This window comes from Rhizobium sp. RU33A (assembly GCF_900156055.1).
Taxonomy (GTDB): domain Bacteria; phylum Pseudomonadota; class Alphaproteobacteria; order Rhizobiales; family Rhizobiaceae; genus Allorhizobium.
Genome location: NZ_FTMQ01000006.1, coordinates 47208 through 64352 on the forward strand (window position 1 = coordinate 47208; position 17145 = coordinate 64352).

12 protein-coding genes are annotated in these 17145 nt (G+C 60.7%); 5 read left to right on the forward strand and 7 right to left on the reverse strand.

What is annotated here, in order from left to right:
• The first annotated feature begins 278 nt into the window (after window positions 1-278).
• Together BW978_RS19245 and uvrB are read left to right on the forward strand one after the other, a co-directional pair.
• Window positions 279-2288 carry a putative bifunctional diguanylate cyclase/phosphodiesterase gene (locus tag BW978_RS19245; protein WP_076397463.1) on the forward strand — a complete coding sequence of 670 codons (2010 nt, stop codon included), beginning with the start codon at window positions 279-281 and terminating at the stop codon, window positions 2286-2288.
• A 199-nt stretch (window positions 2289-2487) separates the two neighbouring features.
• Window positions 2488-5532, forward strand: coding sequence for an excinuclease ABC subunit UvrB (gene uvrB / locus BW978_RS19250; RefSeq protein WP_076397647.1), 3045 nt, complete (start codon window positions 2488-2490; stop codon window positions 5530-5532).
• Between the two features lie 94 nt (window positions 5533-5626).
• Here uvrB and BW978_RS19255 read toward each other — a convergent pair whose 3' ends face one another.
• Window positions 5627-7147 carry an anti-phage dCTP deaminase gene (locus BW978_RS19255; RefSeq protein WP_076397464.1) on the reverse strand — a complete coding sequence of 507 codons (1521 nt, stop codon included), beginning with the start codon at window positions 7145-7147 and terminating at the stop codon, window positions 5627-5629.
• A gap of 1560 nt (window positions 7148-8707) precedes the next feature.
• On the opposite strand from BW978_RS19255, the gene BW978_RS19260 reads away from it, so the two are divergent.
• Window positions 8708-9217: a hypothetical protein gene (locus tag BW978_RS19260; RefSeq protein ID WP_076397465.1), complete on the forward strand. Its 510-nt coding sequence runs from the start codon at window positions 8708-8710 to the stop codon at window positions 9215-9217.
• Between the two features lie 98 nt (window positions 9218-9315).
• Here BW978_RS19260 and BW978_RS19265 read toward each other — a convergent pair whose 3' ends face one another.
• Entirely contained in the window at window positions 9316-9609 is a 294-nt protein-coding gene (locus BW978_RS19265; protein ID WP_076397648.1) for a DUF6074 family protein, read from the reverse strand.
• Window positions 9610-9915: 306 nt separating this feature from the next.
• Window positions 9916-10548 (reverse strand): J domain-containing protein, encoded by a 633-nt coding sequence (locus BW978_RS19270; protein WP_139330606.1) that lies wholly within the window; start codon window positions 10546-10548, stop codon window positions 9916-9918.
• A 453-nt stretch (window positions 10549-11001) separates the two neighbouring features.
• Here BW978_RS19270 and BW978_RS19275 point away from each other — a divergent pair, with 453 nt between their 5' ends.
• The gene (locus BW978_RS19275) at window positions 11002-11214 is read left to right on the forward strand and encodes a cold-shock protein (protein WP_006724570.1); all 213 of its coding nucleotides are present in this window, start codon (window positions 11002-11004) and stop codon (window positions 11212-11214) included.
• Window positions 11215-11291: 77 nt separating this feature from the next.
• Here BW978_RS19275 and dusA read toward each other — a convergent pair whose 3' ends face one another.
• The 4 genes from dusA to BW978_RS19295 all read right to left on the reverse strand — a co-directional run bounded on the left by dusA (window position 11292) and on the right by BW978_RS19295 (window position 15785).
• Window positions 11292-12356, reverse strand: coding sequence for a tRNA dihydrouridine(20/20a) synthase DusA (dusA, locus tag BW978_RS19280; RefSeq protein ID WP_076397650.1), 1065 nt, complete (start codon window positions 12354-12356; stop codon window positions 11292-11294).
• Window positions 12357-12467: 111 nt separating this feature from the next.
• A complete protein-coding gene (locus BW978_RS19285; RefSeq protein ID WP_175616917.1) occupies window positions 12468-13514 on the reverse strand; it encodes a DUF1176 domain-containing protein in 1047 nt (348 codons plus the stop codon).
• 168 nt (window positions 13515-13682) lie between these two features.
• Window positions 13683-14120 carry a DUF1489 family protein gene (locus BW978_RS19290; RefSeq protein ID WP_076397467.1) on the reverse strand — a complete coding sequence of 146 codons (438 nt, stop codon included), beginning with the start codon at window positions 14118-14120 and terminating at the stop codon, window positions 13683-13685.
• Between the two features lie 264 nt (window positions 14121-14384).
• Complete coding sequence (locus BW978_RS19295; protein WP_076397468.1) at window positions 14385-15785, reverse strand: L-serine ammonia-lyase; 1401 nt, start codon at window positions 15783-15785, stop codon at window positions 14385-14387.
• 598 nt (window positions 15786-16383) lie between these two features.
• Between BW978_RS19295 and BW978_RS19300 the strand changes: the two genes are divergently transcribed.
• Window positions 16384-17103 (forward strand): DUF599 domain-containing protein, encoded by a 720-nt coding sequence (locus BW978_RS19300; RefSeq protein WP_076397469.1) that lies wholly within the window; start codon window positions 16384-16386, stop codon window positions 17101-17103.
• Window positions 17104-17145: the final 42 nt, after the last annotated feature.

Here is a 17145-nt window from a genome sequence, read left to right on the forward strand (position 1 = left end):
TCGCCTACACATACCTACATATCAAATCGGCTCGAATATGGGGCGGCGCATTCTCATCCGCGACCGGAAACCTTCGTGCGCGCACGCTCACAACCTGAGGACGGAATTCCGACGAGAAAGATCGGGGCCAATGCGCACAAAAGCGACGCGAACTCACATTTCAGCACCACCAAAAAGTTGCCGATGATTTCTAGTTAAATTGCGCGGAGCCGCGATAACACCCCGTTAAGTCGCTCTTGTTATTGATGTTTTATTGCGATTGGTATGGGTTTTGTCTTATGTGGTTGAACGAGAGCCGAAGCGGCGGAACAGCGCCGACAGTGCTGCAAGCGCAGGTGGCGGACATCGCCGACGGATATCGCTCCACACTCGTCCTGAACCTGATTACACTCACCGTCTGCCTGTTCATCCTCCACATCCAGAATGAGGCAGGATGGACAAACTTCGCCTGGTATGTGGTGGCAATCGTCGTTGTCGCCTTCAGGGCCTATGCCATGAATGCGCTCAATCGGCGCGGCAAGCTGTTGTCGGCGCCGCAGAGCACCCTGACCATTCTCTCGCTCGGCGCGCTCGCCTCAGGCGTGGTCTGGGCCGCTCTGCCCTGGACCATCGACGACTTCGAACCGCTCGGACGACATGCCCCGCTCTTTCTGATGATGGGCGGCATGGCCGCCGGATCGGTCGTCAAGCAGATCGGCTATACGCCGCTCGCCTTGAACTACGCCATCCCGATCCTGCTGTCCCTGATGGTCAATCTGATCGGCAACTGGCGCCTCAATGACGTGCTGGTCGGTCTCTGCCTCAGCCTGATGATCTTCGTTTTCATCCGCCGCAGCCTCTGGGCGGAGCGCATGTTCGTCAGCAGCCAGGTCGCGCGCCATGAGGCGACCGCACTTGCTGACAGTCTGACCCGTGCCAACAGCGACATATTGCGCCAGAACTCGCGCCTCGAGGCCCTCGCGAACCGCGACACGCTGACCGGCCTCGCCAACCGCATGTTCTTTCACGGGCGCCTCGCGGGCGACATCGCCCGGGCTGCTGTCGTCAAGCAGCAGGTTGCCCTGTTGATCTTCGACGTCGAGCGCTTCCAGTCGATCAACGATACGCTCGGCCACAGCGCCGGCGATGCTCTGCTGCGTGAGATCGCCGCCCGCATTCTATCGATCGTCGAGGATGGCAGCCTGATCGCCCGTCTCGGGGGCGATGAATTCGCTGTGGTCGTCAGCGGTCCGGATGCCCTGGATCGCGCCCGCACCCATGCGGCCGCCGTGCTCGAAGCCAGCCGCCGGCCGATTCACTGGCACCAGCGCCAGTCCGTCATCGGCCTGAGCGTCGGCCTCGCCGCCTATCCCGATCACGCAGACAATGCCGAAGAATTGCTCGCCTGCGCAGACATGGCACTCTACGACGCAAAGCGCACCGATCGCCGCCAGCTGCGGGAGTTCGACCCGGACCTGCGCCGCAATGCAGAGCGCAAACGCATCATCGAGCAGGACCTCGACCGCGCCATCCAGTCCGGCGCCATCGGCGCCTGGTTCCAGCCCCAGGTCGACCTGACGACACGCCGCATCACCGGCTTCGAGGCGCTGGTCCGCTGGCAGCATCCGCAGCTCGGCTTCGTGTCACCACCGGAAATCGTCAACGCCGCACGCACTGTGCATCTCTCGGAACAGCTCACGGCAAGCATCGCCCGCGATGCCTGCCTGCTCGCCCGCCGCCTGCCTGATTTCGGCCTCGGCGACGTGACGGTGGCGCTCAACGTTTCGCCGCGCGAGTTCGCGCTGTATTCCGTGCCCTGCATGCTGCAACGTGTCACCAGCGCCCATGGCGTGGCGCCTTCGGCACTTGAGATCGAGATCACCGAGGAGGCCATCCTCGATCCCGCACTCGCCGACGAGCAGCTGAAGCAGCTCGAACAGGACGGTTACAAGCTCGCCGTCGATGATTTCGGCATGGGCCACTCGTCTCTCGCCTATCTGATCGGCCTGAAGGTCGACCGCCTGAAAATCGACCGCAGCTTCGTCAAGGACGTCGCCCGCAGCGAGACCAACCAGAAACTGATCTCGGCCATGATCAGCCTCGGCCAGTCCCTCTCCCTCGACATCGTCGTCGAAGGCGTCGAGACACCCGAAGACGCCGCAATCCTCGCCCGCCTCGGCTGCAGCATCGCCCAGGGCTACCTCTTCGCCCGCCCCATGCCCGCAAGTGCCCTCGACACCTGGATCGCCGACCACCAGCCGACCGCGCTCAAGCGCAAGACCCGGTCAAAACATCTGTCGGTGGCGTGATAGTGCGGCATCTGGCCCGGAATAGCATGCTCTGAAATGATCACGGATGTGCGCACATGCCACGGCAACAGCCAGGGAAAGGCGCGAGCATCCTCCTGCCACAACGCTGGCCACAACTCGTGACACCTGTTGCGTTTTTGTTCTGATTATCCTGGCACCGCCCCTTCCCTTTGCCGGCGCGGTTCTCCATATTCCGGGCATGGCCAAGTCTCCCAAATCCTCCGCCCCCTCTGATAGTTTCGAGGAAGCCCCGCAAGCCCCGTTCGAAGGCGCGCCGCTGTCCGGCTCGGTTTCGGATTGGGTCAAGCAATTGGAGGCGGAAGCCGAGGCCTCGACCGTCGAGAGCCAGCGGGAACTGGCGTCGAAAGCGGGCAAGCACCGCAAGAAGATCGAGATCGAAGCCCGCCGCCACGCGGAAAAGGTGGCGCTGGAGAAAGCCAAGCCAACAACCGCGAAAAACACGACCTCGACAAAGACCTCCCGCGGCGTATCGATCGGTGCCTCCAATGACCCGAAGACCCGCGCCGCCGCCGGCCTCAATCCGATCGCCGGCATGGACGTCTCGCTCGAAGAGGCCGAATCGCTGGCCACCGGTGCCGTCACTGCCACCGTCGAGGCCCTCACCGCCCTGATCGAAAGCGGCAATCCGCTGTTCAAGAACGGCGAGCTGTGGATGCCGCACCGGCCGGCCCGCCCGCAAAAGTCCGAAGGCGGCGTGCCGATCCGCATGGCCTCCGATTTCGAGCCCGCCGGCGACCAACCGACCGCCATCCGCGACCTTGTCGAGGGCCTCTCCAATGACGACCGCACCCAGGTCCTGCTCGGCGTCACCGGCTCCGGCAAGACCTTCACCATGGCCAAGGTCATCGAGGCCACCCAGCGCCCCGCCGTCATCCTCGCGCCGAACAAGACGCTGGCCGCCCAGCTCTATTCCGAGTTCAAGAACTTCTTCCCCGACAATGCGGTCGAATATTTCGTCTCCTACTACGATTACTACCAGCCGGAAGCCTATGTGCCGCGCTCGGATACCTTCATCGAGAAGGAATCGTCGATCAACGAACAGATCGACCGCATGCGCCACGCCGCCACCCGCGCCATCCTCGAGCGCGACGACTGCATCATCGTCGCCTCCGTCTCCTGCATCTATGGTATCGGCTCGGTCGAAACCTACACCGCCATGACCTTCCAGATGTCGGTCGGCGACCGCATCGACCAGCGCCAGCTGCTCGCCGACCTCGTCGCCCAGCAATACAAGCGCCAGGACATCAATTTCGTCCGCGGCTCCTTCCGCGTCCGTGGCGACACCATCGAACTCTTCCCCGCCCACCTGGAAGATGCCGCCTGGCGCATCACCCTCTTCGGCGACGAGATCGAGAGCATCACCGAATTCGACCCGCTCACCGGCAAGAAGACCGGCGACATGAAGACGGTGAAGATCTACGCCAACAGCCACTATGTGACGCCTAGGCCTGCCCTGAATGGCGCGATCAAGTCGATCAAGGAGGAGCTGAAAATGCGCCTCGCCGAGCTCGAAAAGGGCGGCCGCCTGCTGGAGGCCCAGCGCCTGGAACAGCGGACGAAATACGATATCGAAATGCTCGAGGCGACCGGCTCCTGCGCTGGCATCGAGAACTATTCGCGTTACCTCACCGGCCGCAAGCCCGGCGAGCCGCCACCGACGCTGTTCGAATACATCCCCGACAACGCCCTTCTGTTCATCGACGAAAGCCACGTCTCCGTCTCCCAGATCGGCGGCATGTACAGAGGCGACTTCCGCCGCAAGGCGACGCTGGCCGAATACGGCTTCCGCCTGCCCTCCTGCATGGACAACCGTCCCTTGCGCTTCGAGGAATGGGACGCCATGCGCCCCCAGACCGTCGCCGTCTCCGCCACCCCCGGCAACTGGGAAATGGAACAGGCGGGCGGCGTCTTCGCCGAACAGGTCATCCGACCCACAGGCCTGATCGACCCGCCGGTCGAAATCCGCCCGGCCAAGTCCCAGGTCGACGACGTGCTCGGCGAAATCAGGGAAACGGCGCTCAAGGGCTACCGCACCCTCGTCACCGTGCTCACCAAGCGCATGGCCGAAGACCTCACCGAATATCTGCATGAACAGGGCGTGCGCGTCCGCTACATGCACTCGGACATCGACACGCTGGAGCGCATCGAGATCATCCGCGATCTTCGCCTCGGCGCCTTCGACGTGCTCGTCGGCATCAACCTGCTTCGCGAAGGCCTCGACATCCCCGAATGCGGCTTCGTCGCCATCCTCGATGCCGACAAGGAAGGCTTTTTGCGCTCGGAAACGTCCCTTGTTCAGACGATTGGTCGTGCAGCCAGAAACGTCGACGGCAAGGTCATCCTCTATGCCGACCAGATCACCGGCTCGATGCAGCGCGCCATGGACGAGACGTCCCGCCGCCGCGAAAAGCAGATGGCCTACAACACCGAACACGGCATCACGCCGGAGTCCGTCAAGGCCCGCATCTCCGACATCCTCGACAGCGTCTACGAGCGCGACCACGTCCGCGCCGATATCTCCGGCGTCTCCGGCAAGGGCTTCGCCGATGGCGGCCACCTCGTCGGCAACAACCTCCAGGCCCATCTCAACGCGCTCGAAAAAGACATGCGCAACGCCGCCGCCGACCTCGACTTCGAAAAGGCCGCCCGCCTGCGCGACGAAATCAAACGCCTCAAGGCCGTCGAACTCGCCGCCATGGACGACCCGATCGCCAAGCAAGAGGCGAAGGCAGTGGAGAGCGGTGGAGGAAGCCGCAAGGCCGCCGCAAGCACAACCAACTCCCTCCCCCCTGTGGGGAGGGTTGGGGAGGGGTCTGTTGACCAACCCCGCATCTCCCCCTCCGGCCGTAACAAGTCGGGCACCCCCGAGGGCAAGGGCAGCTATTTCTCCAAACCCAGCCTCGACGACATGGGCCCCGGCACCGAAGGCGCCGTGCCTATGCCGAAATCCGGCCCGGAAAGCTCCTATTTCCGCAAGAACACTCTCGACGAAATGACCGTCGGCCGCACCGAAAAGCCGGTGACCGGCAAGCTGCCGGAAAAGCCGGAGGCCCCTCCTTCTCCCCGTTCACGGGGAGAAGATGCCCGAAGGGCGGATGAGGGACAACCCGACGACCCCCGCCCCATCATCCGCGCCCGCGCCGGCGCCGGCTCCTACGAGGATCCGGGCGACGGCAAGCGCAAGGCAAGGACAAAGGGCAAAACGGGGCGACCGGGGCGGTGATTTGTTTCTCTGACGTAAGCGGACAAAGCTCGAATATATTGGATAAGAAAAATTTCTTTTTGCCCATATTGAGGTGTGAAAAATCACAAAGCCTCTATCGTGAGTTTTCCATCAATTTCGAGGCAATATCTTCGCCCAGATTTGAAAGGATACTTGAGTCCTCATTTTCTATATATGCTGCACTCTTGTCCTCGATCATCGGTAGAGGACTGCCGTAATACCAATCACGCCGTCTACCATCGTCACCTTTGCGAGAACGCTTCTCAAATATATCTCTGTATCGCCTGGGCGAAATACCTACGAACGGACGAAAAAGAACCTTTTTTTCTGCGAGATCATCGTCAAACGTGATTGAGTCTGAGTTAAGCTCCACTGCAAAACTCTTTGGATAGGGTTCAAGATACACAAGTGAGCCTATTCCGGATGAGACGATGTGTTTTGCACACATGTGACATGGGAACGTTGTGCAATACATTATAGAGTTACGAACACTCACTCCAGTTCTTGCAGCATCTGTTATCGCCGACATCTCGGCATGAATCATCCGACCAAACTCAATGAGATCCATAACCTGAGAATCTTTTATATCTGCATGGCCGATAATCTCACGCAGTTGTTCTATAGCATTGCTTTTCGCCGAAAGTTCCTGAGACAAGAATCCAGCCTTATTCATCCGTTCAAGCAAATCATGCAAAATTTCGAGCTTTCTCGAATGATTGGCATCACGGCCTCGTTCGAAATCCCTGTGAGCATTCTCCCCATCCTCGGCCCAATACGTACCGCCAAAGGGCTTAGGAACCTCATTGCAACCCATCGCGAGAATTTCACCCGCTTTAGTGAAAATTGACGCTCCAACTTGGCGCGATAGATCGATAGAACGTAAAGACGCCGCCGCAGCGGTGTACATCCCGTACTCCATTTTGGTTGGTGATCTACCGTTATGCCCAAAGAATGCCTCGAGAAACCGCTTTAGCGTATCATCAATATTCTTCTTATTCATTCCGTAGACAAATATGTCTCCCAAATGAAATATATTTGATATTTTCTGGCCGAAACTTCCTACACCTTCATCGAAATCCTTCTTTATTAAATCTATCGCCTCTTTTTCACATTCATCTTTGTCTTTTGATGACTCATCGAATTCTTTTATCTTTCGGGAGAGTTCGCTGCGACGGTCTTTCTCTGAAGCAGAGACTGAAATTTGAACAAACTTCCGACCATATGTCTTCCGCATCAGATCGATTTCTTGCGGCCGTTTGAATTGTCTCACGATGTAAGCATGACCGAGAGCCGGCTTCTCTGGACTGGAAGTAATTCTGGTCCTTTCTGCACGTATTCTCGCCACCGCCAATGCAGCCAAGGCAGCTGAACTCCTCGCTTCTTCGCAAACTTTGTCGGCGTAAGCGATCAGCGAGTGATATTTCTTGCTGAATGAGGTCTCATCTATGTCAATCCCTACAGTTATCGACCGCATTAAATCTGTAATGCGCAGTGGAACTGATTTGTACTTTAGTTTTGAAAGCTCCTGGGAGATGACTTCCTGCACGTAATCAAGATCTACGCCTATCGGTCCAACAAGCCCGATAACAAGCTCTGGCCTTGCCGAATCATCCATGCCACCCCTCCCAAACGCGGTTGAAAAATCGTGAACAGGTCCTCAAATAAAGAGTTATACAAATGGGCAGAATCGGAGTTTAATAAGGTTTGTATAGCAACCTTTAGTGGAGGCGACAATGGCAAGAGATTGCGTAGTCGTGAAGGATGCGAACAGTCTCGCAAACGACGATCATTGGCTGGAAGAACAACTTTCTGCAGCGGTAAACAATCTAGCGAAGCGACCGATTGAGCGCCGCGGTCCGTATGAAGTGTCTGACGAAGTTATAGAGCATCTGAGCAAAAAGTATTTTGCCACACACTTACGCTGAGCTGATTTACGACTGGAATACAATTCCAACGACATTATCGGGTATAGAATCCGAGGGCTCACTGCGGACATGAAAACCGCCCGCTAGGCCAGTAAGCGGTGAGGCGCATTTTTTGCGCTGTTGGTGCCGCGCAGTTGCACGGCACTTGTCAGTTAGCAGTGCCCTACGGTGGCGCCGGCACCGGTTTTTATCACGTCGTGATCCCCAACCGTACTGTCGGAGAAACCCATACAGATGCGCTTAGGCAGGCTGCAGTTCTGCATGTGTTGATGATCATCACCAAACCCAGCCATTGTGTATCAGTGATGCGATTGGCGCGCGGCTGCGGTGCACTCCTTGGTCCACCTTCATCCCCCTCAATTCCCGAAAAAGGGGGACGCGCCGACGCGATTCCCCAACAAAATCAAACCCCGACATGTTTTTTCATCCCCCACCATTTCCACCCTCGTAGACTCACCCCCGTCCCGCCCTCGGATACACCTGACGATGCGATGTCAGGCGAGGCGGGGCCGGCGCCGGGGGCGAGCACTCTCGCAGGTGCAAATCCCCGGCCCGCTGCAACGGTCTCCCTCCGGACGAGGGGCTGGTACGAAGGTGACGGGGTCGGATGCCCTTGTCACTGGATACCCCGATCGGAAGGACGTGCCTCAGAGGCACACAGACAAGGCGCCAACGCCGTCGCGAACATCCAGACGGCGGGGCGAATTAAACGGCGGGGATGATGGCCGGTCGCAAATGACCAGACCAACATCCCCCGGGCGAGGGTCCCGGTCGGATTGGTGCACCATCCGGCGGGAACCTCCCGGGCCACCGGCCAGGCTCTGGCAGAACACTCTTCGGAGCAGACTGCCGCAGCCGGACCCGCGCCCGGTCGAACGTCGGACTCCGGTCACGACGCCCGTCGCCGCCTTGCCAGAGAGACGCATGCAGCGGGACAAAAACGCCGAACGAGGCGCCGGAAGGAGCCACATAAAACTACTTAGACAGGTTGCTTCTGGCGCCTCGTCCGAGACAAATTTCAGCCCACCCGGAGGGAGCGATCCCGACCGGCGGCGAAGCTTGGACAAATGATTCCCCCTCATCCTGAGGGCCCGACCTCATCGGGCCTCGAAGGGCGAGGCCACCAGCGCAGGATGCTTCGAGGCCCGCGCTTCTCGCGGGCACCTCAGCATGAGGGCGTCGCGCCCCACGCCCCCACGAATTTCCCTATTTCGCCAATTCCCGAAACACCTCACGACAAGGAGACCGACATGCCAGACTCGAAAACCACAGACGACCCCAAGACCGAACCGCTGGACCTGCGCCTGCTGCGCGACGTCCTCGACGAACACGGCATCCCCCTCGACTGCTGGCGGCGCCAATGCCGGCGCAACCGGCACTGCAGCGGCGAGGCGCAACGCGCGGATCAGCCACTGACACCAGGCGAAGCGCTACCGCCCTGCGTGGCAAAGGCCAAAGCCGAAGCGCGCCGGCAGTTGCAGACCATGGCGGACGGGCTGCGCCCGCCTGTCGACCGCAGTCCCGAGCCCCGCCAATGGCCCGATGACCACGAAGCAGCCGACCGGCTTCGGACCACCCTGGCCATAATCCACCGCATCCACACCCGCCCCGGCCCGCACCCCGAACACGAGCGGGCCGCCATCGCCGCCTGGGCCGCCAGCGACCCAAACCCGCAACTATCCGCCGTCTGCCGCCGAATCTGGCGCCACACCAAGGGGGAGACAAAGCCACGCGCAAATCCGGGCTCCGCGCCGTCATGAGGCAGGCCCCCATCCTGCGACACGCAATGACGCGGCCAGCCGTCGTCACGGCGGACAGGCCGCAAGGCCATTTCTATCGCAAGGGGGAGGAAGCGACGCTAGGTCGCCGCGAGACTGCGCTCGCCGCCGATGGGCTCGTAGAGCAGGAGAAGCTCCCTGTGGACCTCGGCCTGAAAGGCGAGGATCTCCCGGCGCACATCCTCATAGGTTTGGCCGGTATCGAACAGCTCGGTTTTCAACCGGCTGCAGAGCGTTTTCCAGAAATCGGTCGCCGCCTCTCCGTTCAGCTGATCCAGCCGACAGGCGGCGGAGCGAACGAGTTGTCGGCGGTGCGCAAGGGGGAAGTGTATGATCGTCTCGCGCGCCTGCGAAACGAAGCCGTCGCTGTGCATCTGTGCCTTCTCCAGTTGTTGGTATCTGGGGACCCCTCCCAGGGGCTCACGGATCAGGATGAGGAGGCAGCGCAAACGCGCGCAGCGCCCGGCGGACCTGATCCATGCCATGCTATGCCATGCCATGCCAGTCCTACTGGGGTGACAGTGCCGATACCGTCGTCGACAATGGCCAGTTCACCGGAGTATGCTGCAATACTAAAAAACGATATCTCACTGTCAACAGGTGTTGACAGGTTCTCCACGAGATTTGTGTTTTGTCAGGTTTCCCGAGACGAACTGTCAGCCGGAGCTTACGTCCCGGCCCTACTCCGCCGCCTTCGGCAGCTCCTCGACCTCGGCCTCGACGGGCAAAGGTTCCATTTCGTAGGAATAGCCCTCGAGCATGGAATAGGCACGCTCGATCGCGGCGATCTGCACCTCGGAGGCCTTGATGGCATCGGTGATCGATTGCGCCCGGGCCCGCAGCATCGAGCCGAGCACATCGGTCTCAGGGCGGCGGCCGAGCCGGTCGAGATGTTTGCGCACCCGCGCCCGGTGGCGCTCGAGCTCGAGAATGTGAAAGCGGGCTTTCAGGATGTCGTCGGTCAGCTTGCGGCGCAGCCCCGCGACCGGATCGAACGAGCCAGGCTCCCGCTCGTCGAGGATCATGTCGTTGATCAGCGTCTCCAGCACCATCAGCCCCTTGAGGTCGGCGGGCTCGGCCAGCTGCGGATCATAGCCGGTATCGTCGAAGACGCGACGGCGCACGGGATCCTTCAGCAATTCGTAGCAGGCGGAGATCTTGGCAAACGCTTCCGTATCGCCGCCGGCATCCGGATGGGCTGTTTTCACCACCTTGCGATAGGCGGCCTTGATGGCGGCCTCGTCGGCATCGCGGGCCACGCCCAGGAGCTCGTAAGGGTCGATCACTGCGGCACCCGTCTTTGCCATACTCATCCACTCCCGTGCCCAGCCACCTCTCCCCTAAACCCGGATGGCGGCTGCTTCAAGACGGAACAAGCCTCTGTCCCCGGTCACGATCCGCACGATCCGCACGGCCCGCCCAAGGGGATCGGGTGCAGGACGGGCGCATGGAAACGGTACCACCCTTTAAATCTCAAGGATTTCAGCCCGTTGCCGCGATTTTGTCGGCCCGACTGTGACTTTTCATACTTGCCAAGATTCCGAAATGTCCCTACCTCTTTGTAGGTTCGGGCACAAATGATCCCGGAGACTGGACTGACTTGTATCGACCGCCCGCGCGGTCATTGGGGGCCTTCTCCCGCCGGTAGACGTTCTTTCCCCGTTATCGCGATCCCTCGACGGTTCCGTTTCGGCGGAACTTCAACCAGCCGCTTCCGGTCAGCCGGCCGCGGCGCAGACGACAACACGGGAATAAGGACTATCCCCATGGCCACCAAGGGCACTGTAAAATTCTTCAACCAGGACAAGGGCTTCGGCTTCATCACCCCGGAAGGCGGCGCGAAGGACGTATTCGTCCACATCTCCGCGCTCCAGGCCTCGGGTCTCCAGACCCTGCAGGACGGCCAGCAGGTCACCTTCGACACCGAGCCGGACCGCATGGGCAAGGGCCCCAAGGCCGTCAACATCCAGGCTGCCTGATCTGACTTTCGAATGGCGTCCCACGGGACGCCATTTTCGATTTCAGACCAAGATTTGCCGAAAAGCCGCGCTAGAGATTATTCCGCAGCGGCAGAGGTGCCCGACGCGCCCTGTGTCTTCGGCCCGCCTGCGATGTCGACCGCCGCAAAGGCCTCGGCGATCAGTTCTGGCGAAACACCCGGCTTCGTCGCTTCCGACGACAGGATCTGCCGGTAACGCCGGGCCCCCGCATAGCCCTGGAACAGCCCGACCATATGCCGCGTGACATGGTTGAGCCGCCCGCCGGATGCGATCACCCGCTCGGCATAGCCGATCATGACATCGCGCACCGCATCCCAGTCGACCGGCTTCGCCGCTTCGCCATAGATGCGCTGATCGGCCTCGGTCAGAAGCGTCGCATTGTGATAGCTCGCCCGCCCGAGCATGACGCCGTCCATGACCGCGAGATGCTGAACGGCCTGGTCGAGATCGGTGATCCCGCCATTGATGCCGACGAAGATATCCGGGTTCTCCCGCTTCATCCGGTAGACCAGCTCGTAATCCAGCGGCGGGATCTCTCGGTTTTCCTTTGGAGAAAGCCCCTTCAGCCAGGCCTTCCGGGCATGGATCCAGACTGCATCTGCCCCCGCCCCGATCATCCGGGCAAGAAAATCGGGAAGCACCTCAGCCGGCTCCTGCTCGTCCACCCCGATCCGGCACTTGACGGTCACCGGCACCGTCGCCGCCTTTTTCATGGCCAGGACGCAGGCCTCGACAACGTCGGGCGTCTGCATCAGACAAGCCCCGAACGTCCCCGACTGCACCCGGTCCGACGGGCATCCGACATTCAGGTTGATCTCGTCGTAGCCGAAATCCGAGGCAATCTTCACCGCCTCGACCAGCTTTTGCGGATCCGAACCACCGAGCTGCAGCGCCAACGGATGCTCGGCGTCATTGAACGACAGGAGCTTCTCCCTCGGCCCATGGATGATCGCGTCCGCCACCACCATCTCGGTATAGAGCAGTGCCTTGGCCGAAAGCTGTCGGTGAAAGAACCGGCAATGCCGATCCGTCCAGTCGATCATAGGCGCGACGGCAAACACCGACCGCCCATAGGGGGCGGGACCGGGAATGGCGCGGGTCAAAAAGTCAGGTTCGGTCATCATGGCCGCGCCCATAGCATGCTTTGGGACGAAAGGACACCATCGACCCGCATGCCTCAGCGCAGCCCAGCAGCCCAATTCAGCTAAAGCTCAGTAAGGCACCCGCGCCATTCATTCGCCGGGCTGGAATTGCAGCGGCCATTCGGATGGCTCGCTCTGCACACCGTCGCAATTGACCTTCTCGCGATACTCCATCAGCTGGAATTCGAGGGTCTCGCCCGGCGCATCCATCAGGCGGAAGACCTGGTAGGTGCCGCAATCCCCCTCGCCGCGCCCGAGCGATGTCGAGATGAACACACCCTTCTCGGCAAAGACCTCCGGGTTCATCATCTGGGCATTGTTCTCGCCCTCAAGCGCTGGCGGATTGGGCAGGCTCAGAATCGTCGCCCAGTCCGCAGGCGGGTTCTGGGTGAGCGCAAAGATGCTCGTGCCCTGGTAGGCGCCGAGGAAACATGGCACTTCCCAGAGAATGAAGTTGTCGTTCACGACATAACGCTGGCCGGGATAGGCAAGCGTTTCCGGTTCGCTGCATTGATCCGGCGCATAGGTCGCAATCTCGCGGCGAACTGCATCCGGCACATCGCTTATGGATGCCAGAAGGACAGGCGGGGCAAGTGGCAACCCAACGGGGCCGGTATAGGGCGACGGCCCGCCTGCGGCGGCGCCTTCGTCGGAGACGGGTTCGGAAGGCACGGCAGCAGCCGTCTCGGGCGCCGATGCGCCAGGGCAGCCAATGACACCCTTGGCGCCAGCAACGAAGGGCGGGAGATCCGGTCGCACCACGGTGACGGTTGCCTTGCCGACCGTCTGTAGCGAGCCGGTGACGACTGCCTCTTCGATCCGAACCAGCATATGCGTCTCGTGGTCGGTGCTGGAATAGAGCCGGTAACCGAGCCGCGACGGCGGATCGAAATCGCCGCGCGCACTCTCCGTCAGCGCAATCTTCTCCGTGCCGATCTCGACAACCGCCGGCAACGGCACGCCGTCCTGATCAAAGGGCATATAGATCAGATAGGCATATTTGTCGGCCTCGGGATTCTTGTTGCTCTGCCAGAAGGCGAGATGGCAGGTGCTGAGGCCCCCTTCGATCTCGTGTTTGCCGAAAAGTTTCAGATCGATCGCCGGATCATCCGCGACGACAGGATGCGACGCGGTCATGGCCAACGCCAAGGCGAGAAGAGGCAGTTTCACAGACGGCATGATTCCCCCGGATCAAGGACAGCTCCTGCCCCGATAACAGCGCAATCCACCCGAAAATCAAGCTATCTTTATATAACGAGGGTCACAAGCCGGAAGCGCCCCGCAAGCGCGATCAAAACAGGGTGCTCAGAGCAGCCCAAGTTCCGCGAGCTCCCGCTTCAGATCGTCCGGCATGTCCTCGATATCGGCGCCGGAGGCAGCAAGGTCGCGCGGGGCGACATCCGCATCCAGATAGCGCCAGCCCTGGAACGGACGGCGCGGCGCCGGTGCCACCTCAATGACCTCGGGGCCGAGGATCAGCTCGCAGCGCGTAATCCCGTCGCCGCCGGTGAAGGTCTTGATATCAAGAAGCTTCTGCCGCGCAGACAACTGCCCCTTGATGATCCAGTAGAGCGAGCCGCCATCGAGCAGTTCCTCGACGCGCTTCGGCACCATCCGGGTGACATGCGACGAATGCGGCTCAAGGCCGGCCGCCACCGCAACGAGACAGCGTTCGGCGACCCAGTCGCGCAGATCGTCGATGGAGTCGGCTCCAACGCAGAGCTTGAGGAGATGCAGTGCCATGACATCCGAGATAGACGGTCCCACTGGCGGGTCAAGGGCTGGGGTGTCGCAGGGGTGATGTGCTCAACAGTTTCGGTATGGATGGGGTTCAGGATCGTCATCCTCGGGCTTGTCCCGAGGATCTATTGAGGGGGGCCATTCGCAGGACGATGGCTAGGCAAGCGACGTCAGACGTCGGAGCCGGCGCTCGCGCAGCGGATCCTCGGGACAAGCCCGAGGATGACGACGGAGGGGTTTCAGGACAAGGCACGCCCCCTGCCCGCCTCAACACTCCACGACATTGACGGCGAGACCACCGAGCGAGGTTTCCTTGTATTTCTCGCTCATGTCGTTGCCGGTCTGGCGCATGGTTTCGATGCAGGCATCGAGCGGCACGAAATGCACACCGTCGCCTTTGAGCGCGAGCGAGGCGGCGGTAACCGCCTTGACGGCACCAAGCGCGTTGCGTTCGATGCAGGGCACCTGGACCAGGCCGGCGACGGGGTCGCAGGTCATGCCGAGATGGTGTTCGAGCGCAATTTCGGCAGCGTTTTCAATCTGCTCAGGCGTGCCGCCCATAACGGCGGCAAGGCCGGCGGCGGCCATGGCCGAGGCAGAGCCGACTTCGCCCTGACAACCGACCTCGGCACCCGAGATCGATGCATTGTGCTTGATGATCCCGCCGATCGCAGCCGCCGTCAGCAGATAGTCGCGAATGCCCTCCTGATCGGCATCGGGATGGAAATGAAGGTAATAGCGGACAGTCGCCGGCACCACACCGGCCGCCCCATTGGTCGGCGAGGTCACGACGCGGCCACCAGCGGCGTTTTCCTCGTTCACCGCCATCGCATAGACCGAGAGCCAGTCGTTGGCGAGAACGGGATTGAGACGGTTGGAGCGCCACTCCTCCTGCAGCTTGTCGTGGATCGATTTGGCCCGGCGGCGAACCTTGAGACCACCCGGTAGCTGGCCTTCTTGGCGCAGGCCACGATCGATACAGCTCGACATCGCGTCCCAGAGCTTATCGAGCCCGGCATCCAGATCCTCGCGCGAGCGGACCGCTTCCTCATTTGCCCGCTTCATCTGGGCAATCGAGAGGCCGGATGAAGCGGCCATGGCCAGCATCTCCTTCGCTGACGCAAAGGGATAGGGCACCTTCTGGCTGGAGGCCTGCTTCTTCTGCTTCTGCATGGCGAGCAGCTCGGTATCGGTGACGACAAAACCGCCGCCGATCGAGTAGTAGATCTGGGTGAGCAACACCCGGCCGTCCTTGTCGAGGGCAGAAAGCCGCATGCCGTTGGCATGGCCCGAGAGCGGAGTCTTCTTGTCGTAGACGAGGTCATCCTTCGGCTGGAACACATAGCCGGGGTGACCGGGAGGGGTGACCCGTCCCGTACGCTCGACTTCTGCGATAATCGCCTCCATCCGATCCGGATCAATGCTGTCAGGCGCTTCCCCCATCAGGCCGATGATGACCGCGTTGCCGGTACCATGGCCGATGCCGGTGTAGGCGAGCGAGCCATGCAGGCTGGCCTTGAGCGCTGCAACATGCGCGCCGGCCGGACGCGGCCATTTGTCGGAGAGAATGAGGTCGAGGAACCGGTTGGCCGCCGTCATCGGACCCATGGTGTGGGAACTCGAGGGGCCGACGCCGATCTTGAACACGTCGAAAACCGAAAGAAACATGAGGCTCCTCGCATGCGGGATAACAAAGCACAAAGGCTAGAGCATCGCGTAGCACGAATGCTCCTTGCAATCGACATCGGCTTTCACCGCCGCGACATGACGAGATATGGGATCGGAGCTGCAGAAACGCAAACAGCGCGGCCGTGAGGACCGCGCTGTTTGATCAATCGTCTGTGGCGGGTGTCAGATCGACCCAAAAAGGTAAGCCAGGCACATGAAGCCGGCGAAACCCATCAAGGCACGAAATGTAACACCCCAGCACGACTTATGGAAACTACCTTCCATGAAAACTCCGAGTGAGATCACATTCACAGGGAAAGCCGTCCCCCGACCGCTTTCTGACGCCTGATCTATTAAAATCGGAGCGGGTTCGCAACTGCAAAAATGGCAAAAGGAAGGCTCCAGATGGGAAGCAGGCATGCGTGGCCTGCATGGATTGTCGAAATTTCAATGAGATAGCTGCTTGAAGCGTGTTTCAAAACCACGACCGCCCTGCCCCAATTCGGGCCAATATCTTTCGCGTGGTTAATTTCCGTTGTGGATGAACCGATCGGCGGGATAATGCGCCAACCGAACTTGCCCTTGGGATTCGCTCGATATGACCGTTGTCGACTACTGCGCCATGACGCTCTTTCTGCTGCTCTGGCTCGCTTATGCCCGCATCACCGGCGACCAGCAGATCCTGTCGAGAACGAGCCTCACCAAAGCCATGGCCGAGCGCCGACGCGAATGGATCCTGAACTCGATGAAGCGTGATCTGAAGATGATCGACACGCAGATCATGGGCGGATTGCAGAACGGCACAGCCTTCTTTGCCTCCACGACGATCTTCGCGATCGGTGGCTGCTTCGCGCTTCTCGGCGCGACGGAGCAGGTCGATGCCATATTGAAGGACATCCCCTACATCGTGCAGGGCGGGCGCGCGATCTTCGAGCTGAAGGTCTGCGGCCTGATCGCCCTGTTTGCCTATTCCTTCTTCAAGTTTGGCTGGTCCTATCGCCTGTTCAACTACTGCACCATCCTCTTCGGTGCGATCCCGATGGCGGACGAAGCGGCGAAGGATCCTGAGCGGGCGATGCAAACCGCCGAGCGAACGATTCGCATGAACATCATCGCTGCCAGCCATTTCAACATGGGCCTGAGAGCGATCTTCTATTCGATCGGCTATCTCGGCTGGTTCGTCAGCCCCTGGGTCTTCATGATCGCCACGGTACTCGTCTTCATCGTGCTGCTGCGCCGCCAGTTTTTCTCCGAGGCGCGCCTTGCCTCCTCAATACGAGCGATAGGTGACGGCAGGCATCGGCGGTCGAGGCCTTGAATTCGCCGTCTTTGGTGCCGACCCCGCCGAACCATGGTGACG

Bases quoted from the DNA above. Each gene is read 5' to 3' on its own strand.
- BW978_RS19260 (WP_076397465.1), top strand. From the start codon at position 8,708: ATGCCAGACTCGAAAACCACAGACGACCCCAAGACCGAACCGCTGGAC.
- BW978_RS19245 (WP_076397463.1), top strand. From the start codon at position 279: ATGTGGTTGAACGAGAGCCGAAGCGGCGGAACAGCGCCGACAGTGCTG.
- dusA (WP_076397650.1), bottom strand. From the start codon at position 12,356: ATGACCGAACCTGACTTTTTGACCCGCGCCATTCCCGGTCCCGCCCCC.
- uvrB (WP_076397647.1), top strand. From the start codon at position 2,488: ATGGCCAAGTCTCCCAAATCCTCCGCCCCCTCTGATAGTTTCGAGGAA.
- BW978_RS19270 (WP_139330606.1), bottom strand. From the start codon at position 10,548: ATGAGTATGGCAAAGACGGGTGCCGCAGTGATCGACCCTTACGAGCTC.
- BW978_RS19255 (WP_076397464.1), bottom strand. From the start codon at position 7,147: ATGGATGATTCGGCAAGGCCAGAGCTTGTTATCGGGCTTGTTGGACCG.
- BW978_RS19290 (WP_076397467.1), bottom strand. From the start codon at position 14,120: ATGGCACTGCATCTCCTCAAGCTCTGCGTTGGAGCCGACTCCATCGAC.
- BW978_RS19275 (WP_006724570.1), top strand. From the start codon at position 11,002: ATGGCCACCAAGGGCACTGTAAAATTCTTCAACCAGGACAAGGGCTTC.
- BW978_RS19295 (WP_076397468.1), bottom strand. From the start codon at position 15,785: ATGTTTCTTTCGGTTTTCGACGTGTTCAAGATCGGCGTCGGCCCCTCG.
- BW978_RS19285 (WP_175616917.1), bottom strand. From the start codon at position 13,514: ATGACCGCGTCGCATCCTGTCGTCGCGGATGATCCGGCGATCGATCTG.
- BW978_RS19265 (WP_076397648.1), bottom strand. From the start codon at position 9,609: ATGCACAGCGACGGCTTCGTTTCGCAGGCGCGCGAGACGATCATACAC.
- BW978_RS19300 (WP_076397469.1), top strand. From the start codon at position 16,384: ATGACCGTTGTCGACTACTGCGCCATGACGCTCTTTCTGCTGCTCTGG.